The sequence below is a fragment of the Vibrio genomosp. F10 str. ZF-129 genome (genome assembly GCF_000287055.2).
In the GTDB taxonomy this organism is placed as follows: Bacteria; Pseudomonadota; Gammaproteobacteria; order Enterobacterales; family Vibrionaceae; genus Vibrio.
Window position 1 is genome coordinate 43,853 of record NZ_AJYQ02000078.1, and the last position, 14,100, is coordinate 57,952.

The 14,100-nt window shown below is 36.6% G+C and carries 12 protein-coding genes; 7 read left to right on the plus strand and 5 right to left on the minus strand.

What is annotated here, in order from left to right; all coding sequences use genetic code 11:
* The first annotated feature begins 57 nt into the window (after nt 1–57).
* The gene (locus A1QO_RS08025) at nt 58–567 is read left to right on the plus strand and encodes a hypothetical protein (RefSeq protein WP_017041684.1); all 510 of its coding nucleotides are present in this window, start codon (nt 58–60) and stop codon (nt 565–567) included.
* Between the two features lie 34 nt (nt 568–601).
* On the opposite strand, the gene A1QO_RS08030 is transcribed toward A1QO_RS08025, so the two are convergent.
* On the minus strand, nt 602–1,423 hold the full coding sequence (locus A1QO_RS08030) for a hypothetical protein (RefSeq protein ID WP_017041685.1): 822 nt from the start codon (nt 1,421–1,423) through the stop codon (nt 602–604).
* Nucleotides 1,424–1,825: 402 nt separating this feature from the next.
* Between A1QO_RS08030 and A1QO_RS08035 the strand changes: the two genes are divergently transcribed.
* The 3 genes from A1QO_RS08035 (at nt 1,826) to A1QO_RS08045 (ending at nt 5,885) form a co-directional block, all read left to right on the plus strand.
* Nucleotides 1,826–4,006: a hypothetical protein gene (locus A1QO_RS08035; RefSeq protein WP_017041686.1), complete on the plus strand. Its 2,181-nt coding sequence runs from the start codon at nt 1,826–1,828 to the stop codon at nt 4,004–4,006.
* Between the two features lie 16 nt (nt 4,007–4,022).
* Nucleotides 4,023–4,523, plus strand: a complete 501-nt coding sequence (locus tag A1QO_RS08040; RefSeq protein ID WP_017041687.1) for a hypothetical protein — start codon at nt 4,023–4,025, stop codon at nt 4,521–4,523.
* Nucleotides 4,524–4,745: 222 nt separating this feature from the next.
* Nucleotides 4,746–5,885 carry a tyrosine-type recombinase/integrase gene (locus A1QO_RS08045; protein WP_017041688.1) on the plus strand — a complete coding sequence of 380 codons (1,140 nt, stop codon included), beginning with the start codon at nt 4,746–4,748 and terminating at the stop codon, nt 5,883–5,885.
* Here A1QO_RS08045 and A1QO_RS08050 read toward each other — a convergent pair.
* From A1QO_RS08050 to A1QO_RS20405, 4 genes are read right to left on the minus strand one after another with little or no spacing between them, the layout of a single operon-like run.
* On the minus strand, nt 5,882–6,319 hold the full coding sequence (locus A1QO_RS08050) for a hypothetical protein (protein ID WP_017041689.1): 438 nt from the start codon (nt 6,317–6,319) through the stop codon (nt 5,882–5,884). The genes A1QO_RS08045 and A1QO_RS08050 overlap by 4 nt on opposite strands.
* Before the next feature lie 24 nt (nt 6,320–6,343).
* Entirely contained in the window at nt 6,344–7,747 is a 1,404-nt protein-coding gene (locus A1QO_RS08055; RefSeq protein ID WP_017041690.1) for a hypothetical protein, read from the minus strand.
* Between the two features lie 2 nt (nt 7,748–7,749).
* A complete protein-coding gene (locus A1QO_RS08060; protein WP_017041691.1) occupies nt 7,750–9,942 on the minus strand; it encodes a TraI domain-containing protein in 2,193 nt (730 codons plus the stop codon).
* Nucleotides 9,935–10,177: a hypothetical protein gene (locus tag A1QO_RS20405; RefSeq protein WP_158006775.1), complete on the minus strand. Its 243-nt coding sequence runs from the start codon at nt 10,175–10,177 to the stop codon at nt 9,935–9,937. The genes A1QO_RS08060 and A1QO_RS20405 overlap by 8 nt, the downstream gene beginning before the upstream one ends.
* A 644-nt stretch (nt 10,178–10,821) precedes the next feature.
* Here A1QO_RS20405 and A1QO_RS08070 point away from each other — a divergent pair.
* Genes A1QO_RS08070 through A1QO_RS08080 form a run of 3 tightly spaced genes read left to right on the plus strand, consistent with a single transcriptional unit; the run spans nt 10,822 to nt 13,891 of the window.
* On the plus strand, nt 10,822–11,796 hold the full coding sequence (locus A1QO_RS08070) for a hypothetical protein (RefSeq protein WP_017041693.1): 975 nt from the start codon (nt 10,822–10,824) through the stop codon (nt 11,794–11,796).
* Nucleotides 11,756–12,955 carry a hypothetical protein gene (locus tag A1QO_RS08075; protein ID WP_017041694.1) on the plus strand — a complete coding sequence of 400 codons (1,200 nt, stop codon included), beginning with the start codon at nt 11,756–11,758 and terminating at the stop codon, nt 12,953–12,955. The genes A1QO_RS08070 and A1QO_RS08075 overlap by 41 nt, the downstream gene beginning before the upstream one ends.
* Before the next feature lie 6 nt (nt 12,956–12,961).
* On the plus strand, nt 12,962–13,891 hold the full coding sequence (locus tag A1QO_RS08080) for an AcaB family transcriptional regulator (RefSeq protein ID WP_017041695.1): 930 nt from the start codon (nt 12,962–12,964) through the stop codon (nt 13,889–13,891).
* Nucleotides 13,892–14,100 lie beyond the last annotated feature (209 nt).

Sequence of the window (14,100 nt, forward strand, 5' to 3'; positions counted from 1 at the left end):
AGAGTGTGCTATTTTAATGAAACAGCGGAGTACCGCTAAACACACAAGGAAAATCTTATGACTTCTAGAGCCATAAAATCCCACTTAGAAAACTGGAGCGCGAATATTTCATCAACCGCTCAAGCTACTTTGAGTGCATCAATTGCACCATTATCAATTGATGCCACTAAAAAGAAAGCTAGAACGACTAAATCAAAAACACCTTCGAAAAAACTTGAAGGCCTTTTAACTAAGTCCTTACCAAAGGAACTTGAAATTTATGTTGTTCAAGATGTTAACAAAATATTTGAAGGCACTTACGACAAAGGGGATTATATCGTAGTCGATAAATCTGCGAATTCAAGTGCTGGAAGACATGGATTCTTCGGTCACCGTGTAACAAAAGGCAACATTGAATTCGGGGATCTAAAATTGATAATAGAAAAGAGCTTGTACCATATCTCTGTTTTCTCTTCGGACGTTTCTTTCGTTGGAAAAATCGTAAATGGGAAGTTAAGGCTCAACCCTGGCAATAAAGATGCCTTCTTAAATAAAAACCGGAGCAATATTGTTCCAACTCAACATTAATAACTTAAAAAGCAGCCGATTTCGGCTGCTTTTTTTATCTCAATAACCATTCTATATATAAATTCACATTGCTAAACCCCAACATCTCACCATGATTTTGTAATTTTTTTACAGTCAGGTTGTTTAGTTTAATAGTATCGAATTCTGATTTTGTGTTAGCTATATTATTTACAATTGAATTTGAAGCTGCTATTAAATAGGCACCTATCTCATGCTCTTGTATCTCCTTAGAACGTAATAGATGACTTTTAACAAGAAATTCATCAGGGTAACTTTCCATCATCTTACGGGCTCTTCGTCCCGATACCCTTCTGGTACTGTTAGTAAACAAAAAACACCAGATAAGGGATAAGTTATATCTTAATTTCAATGTATCTTCTGTTGTTAATAGTTGGAATATTTCTTTAACTTTGAGGTTCAATAGATAATCTGGCCCTGTATCTGAAACTAAATCTGCGAGATCATATTTTGATATTTCATCCGCCAGAAAATCAGAAAAAGCGATTAACTGATTATTCGACATTAAGTATGGATTGTTATTCGTGTTTGTTGCTTTCAAGAAAACTTGAAACCCCTTAGAATAAACATATTCATGATAAAGGACATCTAATCGTTTTCCTTGAACGCCAATCATATCTCCATTGTTACTTAATTCAGCAATGTTATAAGCTCTAATCTGAGAAAGTTCTTCAATAAGGTACTTCTTTAATTCCTGTTCCTCTGTCGTATCAAAGTCATTTAGATTAGTAAATATGAAGCTCGTAATATCATTGAATTCCAATACATCCAGAAGAAAATCTACGATTCTTAAAATATTACTGGGTCTACTATTTGTAAACGTTGCTAGTCCAGCCATGGTTACCTCCATTTCCGATACTCAAGTTTAGATACAATGCAACCTTGAGTCAACTATTCCACCTTAAGAGCAATTTTTTGTGATTTTTCACGTTCCTTCCGTTTGATAATTACAATTATCAGACAGACACAAGGTAAATATTCGATATTTTTGGCTCCCTATTAGGGCAAGTCATTACACTCAGCGTGACGCCGTAACATTTTTGTCCCATTGGTTTTATCGAAACTTACCAACTACGGATTTATTTTTGATCTTACAACTCTCTAATAGTAAACTTAAATAGTTAATGATGATTTCGGCACTCATTATTCATCAACTCTTTTGAGTTCGTGCCCTTTCCACAATTTGCTTTAACTAGCAACTCTCAATGTCATTTTGACATTTACACACAAGGAAAACCAAATGGACCAACAAGGCTATTCTGTCTCTGGGCAGGTTACTATGGATCTGTTTTCATCACTCGACTCTATCTCAGTGAACGAAGAAATTACTGTCGTACAACTGGATAAATGGACTGAATGGCGCAGAGACATACTTGAAGATTCATCTTTAAACTTTAGTTTAGGTGACAATGAATTAACTTCAGCGAACCTACTTATACGTGCAGTACAAAGTATTAAAGACAAGTTTATTTCGGGATTTAATATTGTATCCGCGATAAGTGGCGGGAAAGATTCAAATTTATCTACTTTAGCAATGTTTATTGCCGCTATGGAGCTTAAGCGCGAAAATAGACTAGATCTTATCAAGCCTTTCGCAATTTTACACAACAACACTTTAATTGAATCACCGGAAGCTCATAACTTGGCCATGGGTCAGATTAATGAATACCAGAAGTTCGCTACTGAGGAAGGACTTCCATTTTCAGTAATTATTGGTAAACCATCTATTCAACAGTCCTGGTTTGGAAAGATTTTATCTGGAAGAGGTATTCCAATATTTGTGAATGCCAACACAAGAGACTGTGCTGTCGATTGGAAAATTAAAGCAGGAATTTCCGCTGTAAATCGTTGGGCAAAGAAAATTGGCTTCACAAGAATAAGTAATTTCCGTAAAAGTAACTTATTGCTTTTACTAGGTTCAAGGCTTGACGAATCCGTAAAAAGAGCAGCTTCTTTATCTAGGCTTGGTGGCGATGATATTAAAATCGTACGTAACTCATCTGGGGAAGCTTTCCTATATCCAATTCTAAATATGACTGAGGAGGATGTATGGTCAATACTGTTAAAGGCCAAGAAGTTTGGTTCAGTAATCCCCGCCCCTGTTCAAGACTATGACGATCTGTATGAGTTCTATTCTGACTCATCGGGTGGAGAATGTGCTTTAGTCTCAACCACAAACGATTCTGGAGAGCAAATAGTTGATACTGGTTCAGCAGGAAGCACGGCCTGTGGGACTCGTAGCGGTTGTATTCTATGCACTGCTATTAAAGATGACAAATCAACAATTGGCCTCATAGATTCTGATCCTGATAAATTTGGGTACCTTAAGCATCTCAACCGTATCCAGCAAACTTTATCAATCAGCCAATATAATTGGAACTTACGTACTGCGGTAGGCAGAACACTATATTCAAATGGGTATATCGAACTGAAACATGATACATACAGTATTAGTTTTCTTATTAGAATATTGAAAGCGCTCATAACTGCAGATTATTTGGAGGATCAGCGAGCGAATAGAATAAAAGCTAAACTTGAGAATGGCACCATTGCAAATACTCGACGCAACCGTAGGATGTCTAAGCCACAGTTCAAATTCATTGATGAAAATATCATTATTTATTTGGACTTTATTTGGTCTATTCATTCTTACTCAGAACAACCTTTTCTTGCTATGAAAACTTGGCAAGAAGTATATCGATATGGGGAACTAGAACTTCTTGACGACTATCAGGACTACGCTAGAAGTCCAACAACTCGTTCCTCAAAGAACTTTCTAAAAGTTTGTGCCGCAGATCAGTTTTGGGATTCTGGAAAAGAAGATTGGGATGATAACCTACAGCCTAGTAACTTTGGCTTGTATGAGTTTAGCAGTGATAACCATTCTGATATTCAGAAAGATGACCTGGACGAAGATGTCGATAATGATTCGAGTTACTTAGCTTTTGATGCCGGTATGGAACCAGATCCTGTTATACAAAAGCAGTATCGTGATGAAGTTTTTGATTATCATTCTGGTGAGCAACTCTCAATCAATGTAAAAGAATCTGACAGTCGTTCGATACAAGTTGACAGTTTATATTTCAATGAATTTCTTGAATTCGAAGTTACTCAATCCAATAGTGCTGGAAATACACCTCTTACAGCAGCTAAATCACTTCTCAAACGAGGCCTTGTTTCGCTTCCAAAGGGACAGTATTTGAATAGACATTATCAAGCAATTAGAGGACAAGTGCTAAGTGCTAATGGATTATATTCAAATGTAACTTTAGAGCAAATAGTCATCAGAGCAAGAAATAATAATTTTGTTATTACTGATAGCTATACAGCGGAAATGAAGTCTAGTACCGTTAAACGTAGAAATAAACCTACCTCTAACATAAGGAGTAATCAACCAAATAATAATTATTCTCTATTTTAAAACACAAGGAAATATTATGACTAATTACGAGTCACATTTAGACATTTTGAAACTAGTAGATAACGTAACGGATGAGCACTTAAGGAAAGACATTATGTTTATGGAATCCATGAATCATAATAAGTTTCTATGGGTTTGGGATAAAGGCAGTACTACAGTTATTCCCCTAGAACTCGGCCTTTCTATGCAATACTTTGAAGCCGTTTCATCCCCATTCTCTGCATACCTAATACTTGACCAAGGTAGAGTCAAACGTATAAATAGAGATTCTGCGCGAATAGCAATGGAAGTATCACCTCCTGTCACTATTAGTGCGGATAACACGACCGATGAAATATTCGAATCCATTGACACCTTACTGTCTAAATCACCAGCTACTTGTACACTTAAGTTACCGAAAGTACAAACATCCAATATAGCTGAAATAATGATTAAGCTTACTCGTACAGGAAAAGTAAGAGTGCTAAGGTTTATAAATGAAACCTTAGAAAAAGGTGGGCTATTAAAGCCTTTATAGATGACCAAAAGCCACTGTGATATCACAGTGGCTTTTTTTATAATCACCATAATGAATACGTCCAATAGAAGAAATACTAACTTCATCTTAATTTACAGAGTAACTAATTACTGACTAGCACTGCAGTTATCATACATATGAATACATTGCGCAAAATACTCTCCTACTCTATACTGTTCAAAACAACAGCTTGTGTTTATAAACATGCTTCTAGGGGGCCTCATGAATGATCTAGCAAATTTATCTAAATCGGTATCCGTTTTTGAAGATCATTTCCAAAAACGATTAGCTGAGATTGAACTGCATGATGCGAACCCAAATGATGTCGACGATGAAACCGCAACTGTTAAATTACGGGTTTGGCTTGAATCTTATAAAAGGAATTCTGCGCCTAATACTTATAGAGCTTATATGGGAGCATGGGAAAGGTATGTTTCCGCATGTACTGCGGTTGGAGTAAATTGGTTACCAATTACAGCCTCAAACATCATTAAAGTTTTACATTATTTAGAAGTTAATCGTAAGCAAAAACTTTCTACTTTAAGGTTAACTTGCTCGATGGTTAATAACTTTCACGATGCTGCTGGCTACCCAAAACCTACGTTAAATAAACAAGTTCAATCCGAACTTAAAGGCATTCGTCGTCGATTAAAGGTCGCCTCTAAACAGGCTCCAGCTCTTACAGAAGTTCATAAAGATCAGATTATACAAACATATTTAAAAGAAGGGTCTATACGATCAATTAGAGATGCTTGCATGGTTAGTGTAATGTTTGATAGCTTACTTCGACGTTCAGAAGTCGCTAATATAAGAATGCAGGACATACATGAAAGATCTTTTCCTCTCGGTACTTCTGACAAGCCCGACAGACAACTTCCTATGCCCTTTCCTTATAGAAGCAATGAGAGACTAGATGGTCGCTTACACATACCAAGCTCTAAAACAGATCAAGACGGACATGGAGCTAATGGGTATTTGAGTCCTGATAGTATTCGACTTATTTCGTTTATGGTTGATAAGTGTGGTTTAGATGTTAGAGATTCAGATTCATTTCTTTTTAGAGGTATAGACAACTCAGGTAATCTTGGCGAAAGGATTTCTGATCAAGGTGTATATCGAGCTATGCAAAAGATGAGTGAAGTCATTGGCACTAAATTTAAGTTTACAGGCCATTCATGTAGAGTTGGGGCTTGTATATTAATTAGTAAAACTTCGTCTACAGCTGAAGTAATGAAGGCTGGCAGATGGCGGTCTCCCGCCATGCCAGCATACTACACTAGAAATGAAGAAGTTTATGAAGGTGCTATGGCTAAATACCATAAACACAGAGATGAACCTAATTTCATTAATTTACAGAATTAACTTAGAAATTCATCAAGTGATACCGCGAAGTCTTCTAGTGACGCACCATTTTCTATAAGTTTGGTAAGAGGGCCTGGCTGAGCCCCCTTACCTCTATATTTGCCAGTTGTCCCATCACCGTTTGGAAAAACATAAATTACTGATCTATTAGCTAGCGTTCCAACGACATCGCTCATCTCTACTTTACTTTCATTGGCCATTTCACTAACTATTTGCGAAGCATCTTGAACACGGTTTAGATACTCTTGACGTTTAGCTTTAATTTCTTGTATTTCGGCTCCTCTTGAGTCTAGTGCTTTACGAATTTCAGCATTTATGACATCGAACTTTTCAGTTGGTATTCCCTCAATTAGTCCATTTACTATTACAGGGCTATGAAGAAACTGCCCTACTAACTTCGCTTCATTTTTTTTTGGCTTAACTGTACCTTTCATATCTTGCACCTATATATTTCTATTTCAAATGGTCGTTAAAATTGCTGCAATGCTTTTTTTGGTCATAATGGTTACATCTTTGATGTATTCCCTTTCTTTATCAGTTGGGTATTCAAAACTTTTGATTAGTTGCACTTCCCCTTTGTAATGAAACTTAATCTGTTCAAGTGAGTTCTCCGACTTTTCGAGAGTTGCCTTAAGTTTATCTGCTACTATTTCTACGTAACATCTTCCTATCTTGTTAGTATGAATGTTCTTTATGCTAAGAATGAAACTTGGTTGAAGGTGCGGGTGGTTTTTAAAACCAAACAAAGGTTTTGTTAGTCTGAATCCGAAATCAGGGTAAGTATTTCTATAGTGAGTTAATATGAAGTTAACCGTACGCAAATAATTTAGTTCGTAGACGTTGTTGACTGGACAAATTGAACCATCACCTAGAATTGGCTGAACGGCGACCTTACCCACAACTGGAAGTTTTGAATCAGGGCTTTCAAATGTCATTGCAGCGATAACTACTACCGGATAATCAAAACTGTGACTCATATCTGTTGCGTATTTGGGCGGGGTTACTAAGTCCGTTAAATGAGTTACTGAAGGTGAACCGTCATAGTCATTTACTAGTGAAACTGACCTTCTTTTTGGCTCATAGTGATATGAATCTGCTGTAAGAAATACAATCGCTGTAGGTCGACTTCTACCTTTTCTTTTTTTCATCTCTGTAATCAAAAAAGATTCAGCCATTTCTTTACCTCTCTCACCGACAAAGCAAATCTCTTTGAGAGGGTTGTCAATTTTATCTCTTTCTTCTTGCGACATTAGGTGTGGCATTCCGCCTCTTACATACATCGCATCAGTTCTATCCCGAGCTAACATTAACTGATTGAGTACTGACTGTTGGTCTTTAGAAAATTTCTCACCAAAGAAATGATTTTGATATCCACTATCAATGCAGTTGTACAGAATTCTAAATAGTGAATCTATTTTTGGTTTTGAGGGCGTAGTAACCTTCTTATCATCATTTCCATCTTCATGAGTCGTATATTCAGCAGGAAAAAGTCGAAATAGCGCAAAAATATTCTCTCTACCTAATAGATCATGCAAAGAATCATCGACAAAATCTCTTGAGGAATCTTCTCTTTCTGCGCCTTTTATTTGAGTATGAAATCGACAGCTTGGATCGTGAACACCGGAATGATAGTGATTAACTAATCCATAAGTGCCGCTCTGGTGTCTTGTGTACATTAAAGCCATCGGTGTTTTGCAATCACAAGCTAACCAACGTTTTGATTTCGATAACCGCTGCAACATTGTTTGTGATTCTTGACACGACCGATCCCCAGACAACAACTCTAATTCCGTAGTATTGAGTTCTCGCCCAACTACATTTTTACCATTATCGTAATGAAAGACTTTCACTTGCTTAATCATAACTACACCGTTAGATGAGGGTTTGCTCGTAGATCCTTAAACTGCTCATCAAACAGTTCCTTTGTCGCATCAACTGTAAGAAGTAGTCCATATACTCTTGACCCACGAGACCGTTTAGAGTGATTAGAAACTGACGCACGGATAATGTTTTGGCCGTACTTTGATTCACATAACTTTAATTTGAAAAATGACGTTTGCACCTTGTTAATTTCTTGGTTTTCATTGCTTAAGTTGTGAGCTTTACAGTAATTAAGGAATATTTGAGGCGAAACTAGAAAGGCCTGTGCTGATGTGTGATTGATTGTTACGTGTACGGGTGCCTTCGGTTTGTTCAATTCAAAATTCTTGTTTGCAGATTCCTGAAGCAACCAGTACCAGAAGTGCCTTCCTGTTCCTTCTTCACCCTCTAGCTCTACTGGTGACATATCCGATGCTATTTCTTTTTCCAGTGCAACGTCTTTTTTAGCAAGTAAAGATGACAGTGACATTTTCGAACTGCTTTCATTTTTACTTACTGAATTTTCAGTTTTTTTAGAACTCAATTTTGCTATTTTGTTAGACAATGGTGGCGTTTCAACTTGTTCGACCATGTTATTCTGATACGTATCATTACCATCATATCGCTCATAACTTTCATCATGTCCCTCTGACATCTCAGGCTCAATTACATCATCATTATCCCAATTCCGTATTGATTTTTGGTCAATTTTCTTTGGACTAACACTTTCTGGCTTAACACCTAATTCGTTCGCTACGATTGACTGTATTGATTCATTCTCAATCTTTGATGAAATAGGTACCTTGGTAGTTTCATTATATTGTGGGGTTTCGTTAATTTTAGATGATGGAGGAATCTCATTTTTGACATTACTATTGACTTCAGTTGAATCCAGTTTCTCATCAATTCGTTCTTTATTAATGCCATCAAAAACGACACCTTTACTATCTTTCAAAGTTAGAACCCCCGCAAATTCGGGAAGTACTTTGTCAGGATCTAACAATTCACGACGTATAGCGGCTAAGTGTAAGGTCGCTTTCCAATCAGATTTACTTTCTGACGTAGTTGGAAGGAAAATATCTATTTGGGAACTTGTATGGGTGGGATTCGATTCGTCTATCCCCGCAGCTGCTTTGTGCTCAATTAGTTTATTGAGTACTTGAGCTCTAGTCATTTTTGCAGGTACTAATTTATCCTGTTTCAAAAAATCCATTGCTTCAATAATCGCTTTTGGTGAAACAAAGTAAACGTGTTTGGTTCCTACAAATGCATAAGCACCTGGAACATTAATTTTCACCTCATTACTATGCATTAGTTCTGACCAATACTTAATGAAAGGTTCATGAAAATACCTTTCACCAGCTCCATTAGCTCTCAATGCATTTGACTCTTTTCCAATAGCATTAGAATTGTTTTGAGTTTCAAAGGCAGAATTACTCATACCGGCACCAGATTGCATAGATTTCTTGGCGCAAGCTATATCTGCTTTATGAATGCAATCATAAACATCTCCACCAAAATCTTTTCCATGCCCAGAAACCGTTGATACCCAAAGCCTAAATAAATTATCATCTAACTGAGTTATCCAACGAATACCCTTCTCTGGAACTATCTGAGATACTAATAACGCACTAGCATGAGCATGATCGTCTTTACTTCGATTCATACCTCTATTCATTTTAAATGAATATTTACAACCAACAGGTATCGGCCCTGAAATTGGATTCCATCTAATTGGCTCTTGAGAGGTCTTATCAGGAAAATAGTATACTTCTAAGTCCGTTATTAGCTTGCCTAAATCATGTAAGAGCGCTGCAGTCGTGACAGTGAAGACAAATGCCTGACTAAGTCTAGCAACATCAATCTCTTCTCCAGTAGGTGTAAACCTTCGTCCTCTAGTAACTCTTGCTGCATACATTGCAATTTCTAATGAGTGTTTTAGTAACCCACCGATTTCATTGTCATGATTCGCTGCACTGGCTGGTAAATTTTGAGTAAACTTAGCAACATTTCTTATCAATTCAACATAAGTAGTTTCCCAGTCCATATCAGATAGGGCCGTACACCCTCTTATTTCCGATATCAGATTACTAAATCGTTTTAGTAATTCAGTCGATTCATAGGCAATAAAAGGATTGTCGACTTTATTATCTTTTACAGATCCATTGTTTAGTAAGAACTTAATTAGGTTACGCATGCTCTGCTATCCCCAAAAAATTTGTCATTTCGAATGATGCTCTAGTCTCTAACGATACTTTCACGAAAAGGCTTTGTTTCATAAAGTCTTCAAACGGGATTTCGATCGGGGTCCAGATGTAACCTTCATTATTTATGACTCTATAGAACGGCAATCGACTATCAATGAGCGTTAGTAGCAGTACATCCATTAAAGACGCAGCTGGATTATCGGATTTGTAATGCTTGATACGCACTAGCCATTCCTGCTCTAACGAAAGGTCTATCTCATCTACCCTTAACAAGTGCTCTGAGAGCCCTGTAATTGTTTCGAAAAAGACCTGGACATATTGGATTATGTTTGGGTTTCTACATTTAAATGCAAGTTGAATAATTTCATTCCTACTGGCTTCTACACTTAAGTATTTTGATGACATAGAACTCACAATGATTACAGTTTAACGACTAACATTCATCATAATGACTTAGACTAAATCCCTTAAGAAAAAATCAGACCTTCTATGCGGCGTTTTGTTTGAACGTATTAATCACGGGATAGATCATAAAAGATCATTATTAAATGCAACGTTGACGACCAATTTTACTTATATCATTACGTAACAATTTTTATGATAATTAATATTTAAAGTATTTTGTTAATCTATCAGTCAATCTCGTAACATATTCAAAACAATGTAAATCATAGGTTTCAGGTAAAAGTGTGCACCATGTAACGGATAATCATATTTCGAATATTTGATATTGGTTCATATTTCATATAACCTTTTTACTTGATTGTTAATATATTAGAGTTGGAAAACCTCACGATTCACCGTGTGAATTAAACTAACCATAACAATCACAGTAGTTATGATGAATCAGTATCGGCAAGGATGACCAAATGGAGCGATCGGCTACGTTAATATTATCTAACTCAGCAGAATGCAATGAGCAATATCATTGTATTCGTACTGCTGCGTCTGTAGATAATATTGATGATGTGGTTACATCGTGGAAGTCTTTGCTAAACATTCATAGTTGCGCAAAGGATGAGTTGATTTTTCTGTGGTTTGACATGATTACAATATTGATGACTAAATTTAATATGTCATTAGTTAAATCAGTTTCTACAGTAAATGATATTCATGGTATTGAAATAGATCGCAGAAGATATAGTGAAGTTCAGAATCATTTGATTTTGAACCGCTATGGATACACCAAAAGCTTTTGGTGTGCCAAACGTGATATATTGACCATCAAGAGATTTATGATAGAGCATTCGATTGATACGTTGCCACTAGCTATATCAATGTGGTTATCCAAATCAAATAGTTCTCCCGTAGAAATTCTTAAATTTGCGCAAACATACACTCCTGAATTGAAGTCATATTGTGATTTGTTCAGACACAGTGAACATACGCCTACCCGTCTTCTAATAAACCTCCCAACTAAAGGATTGGCAGAGAATGAGTCTCCAATTCTTGTTGCTGCATGGTACACACTTTTTCTGGCCACAACTGAAATACATTGTTGTGATTCCCCGAAAAAGCTCACTGATTTACTTGATAGACTAAGTAACGAATGTGAGGGTGTAACTATAATGCAACAGCAACTCCTGGCTAATCAGAAATTCGATCCTAACGGACCAGTTTCATGGCCGATGTATCTAAATGGAGTTGTGATCACGATAGTAACAAGTGCACTAAAACAATATTCAGAGATATCGATTGAAGACGAATTTTTATTTGCTTTGTCTCCAACATATATTTCCCAGAATATTCAGGCTATGCCTGAACTGTTGGCTATAGTGCATGCACAAAGATGGTTATTTCACAATGACAACAACGACATCAGGACAAGAGCGATTAACTCGTAAAACAGCTTTGGAATATACAACTTTCTTAGACAAAGTGGCATTGGACGTTGCCGTTTGTAAAGCTGTACATCCTCAATCGGCTGAGAAAATCATTGAAAACTTAGGCTTACAAGGTAAAGAAGAGCTATTAGACCAATCTAATTGTACTTCCCTCGGCAAATGCATTTCGCTACAAAATCAACGTTTACAAGAAATGATAGTTGTAAATGTTGACCTTATAAGTGATCGTTTAAAGGCTCTTCAATTTGGTACTCTTTATGAATATCAAACGCCAGACAGTGAATCACTCAGTAACATACCCATTGACGTGCTCGTGTATTTTGTTCGATGCGCAAACAATGGGAGTAGATCATTCTTATGTAACATCGGTTTATCAAGGCATGATATAGATATAATTAAGGACCTATCCCTTCCTGAAGTAGTGGTGATTGCACACACTATTGACCTGCAAAAAGAACCCCTAATAACTTTTACCCCAAAATTTATTGATAGAATTTTAAAGGTTTCTTATGAGGTTAGCTCTGAAGAAAAGTTACATGAACTAGTTGTCTTGCAAGGGATTACACAAGAATTAGCAAATAAATACCTGCGAATGGGGAAAACAAAATTATCTGAAATTCGTACACACCTAAAAGTGAAAGAAAGGAGATCTGAAACTGAAAAGAATACTAAGGTTAACCGAAAGCTTGGCTCTGTTGCGGCTAGTGAAGTAATAAATATGTATGAACGTGACTACGGTCTTTACAGCATTACTCAGGACGCAGAGAGAATTTACGCACTTGCAATATACTTTAATGTCACATTTACATGCATTGCAAAAGTAATTGAGCATCAAGAAGACTTCTATGACTATCTAATGAAAATGCAAACTTCATTTTCATTTGCTAAGTCATTTTACAAGGTGCCAGAAAGGCTAAGGAAGCAGTTTTCTACTGCGCCTCCTCCGCAAAAATCAGAATCTTGTAATTCCATAACTATTCAGAAAGTTCTATCTCATAATGTAGCTGACCCACGTCTAAGACTATTAGAAATATACAGGGATACGAATCTACCTTTGAATGAAATCTATAGTATCGCAGCCAATCAGTGCTGTTCTGAGCGAGAAACTGACTCCCTTAGGTCGGTATTTTTATCAGTCGCCAATTCTAAACAAGGATAATTTTCAATGAATAAACAACTAAACTTTCTTGACAGTTTGTTGCAACAACAAAAAAATAGTGGTTCTTCATTACTTAGTGCAGTTGATAACGCAAATGCAATTGGACGGTCAAGAAGTCGTGACGATTTAACTCACGCAACCTCGCATGAATACGATTTTATGAATGAAACAGCTCTAAGATTGTTTGATGGGCTAAATGTTGGTGACTCTGTACGGAAGATATTTATTCCTGGATATCACCATCTTGATAACGCAATCGCTGGACAAATACGACCGGCATATTTTAATGGATGCCCAATTGCTCGTTGGCAAATTTTGGCTATTGAGAAAAAAATCAGTGCTATTAAAGAACTCGCTACCCATGAGCACAACATCGCGACAGGGATGATCACTGAGTTTCTAGAGCAAAATGAAGGACACAGTATTCAAGAAAACCCAAATGCTACTCGCGTTGTCAGGTCTCTTTCTTTTAAGTCACCACACTTGAAAGACTTAATGACATGTATGAAGCAGATTGAAAAAACATTTGTTCTTATGGATAGTCTTTCGACAATGAATCCAATCGATAAACAAAAGTATCGTGAAGTTAATAAAGGCCTTGGAGCTGAAGTTCGCTCTCTTCTACATATGCAGTCTCAATACAAAAACACTGGTGCAAATGCTGTAGATTTTGAAGAATACAACAAGAAAGCAATTGATGCTTTGGCGGCAAACTCAAATGTTGCTCTTCCTGAAGACTTCATGCAATCGTTTGTCGTTAACGATACTACTCAGAGTATTTTCTTTGAGGGCTATAATACTGCTGAAAAGATTCGAAAAGAAAAAGATGCAATATTTGATCAAGCTATGGTCACTTCTGAACAAGAAGAAAATGATGCCCTTCAAGAACGTTCCGATCTCGATGCAATATCAAAGTCGGCTCCGGAAGAAGTTTAACACCAATAGCTTTATCAATTATTCAAATATAGGAAGGCCATTGGCCTTCTTTTTTTTATTTTCCAATCTATTTTATGACCATACATAGTCTGGAATTGCGCGAATAAATCTGGATTCAAAATCTATTATTACTAGTATACTCGTTGAAGGTTTCCAAATGAACTGTCGGAAGCCAATAAAGTTTGGCTAATTACAATAAAGTCTGATCA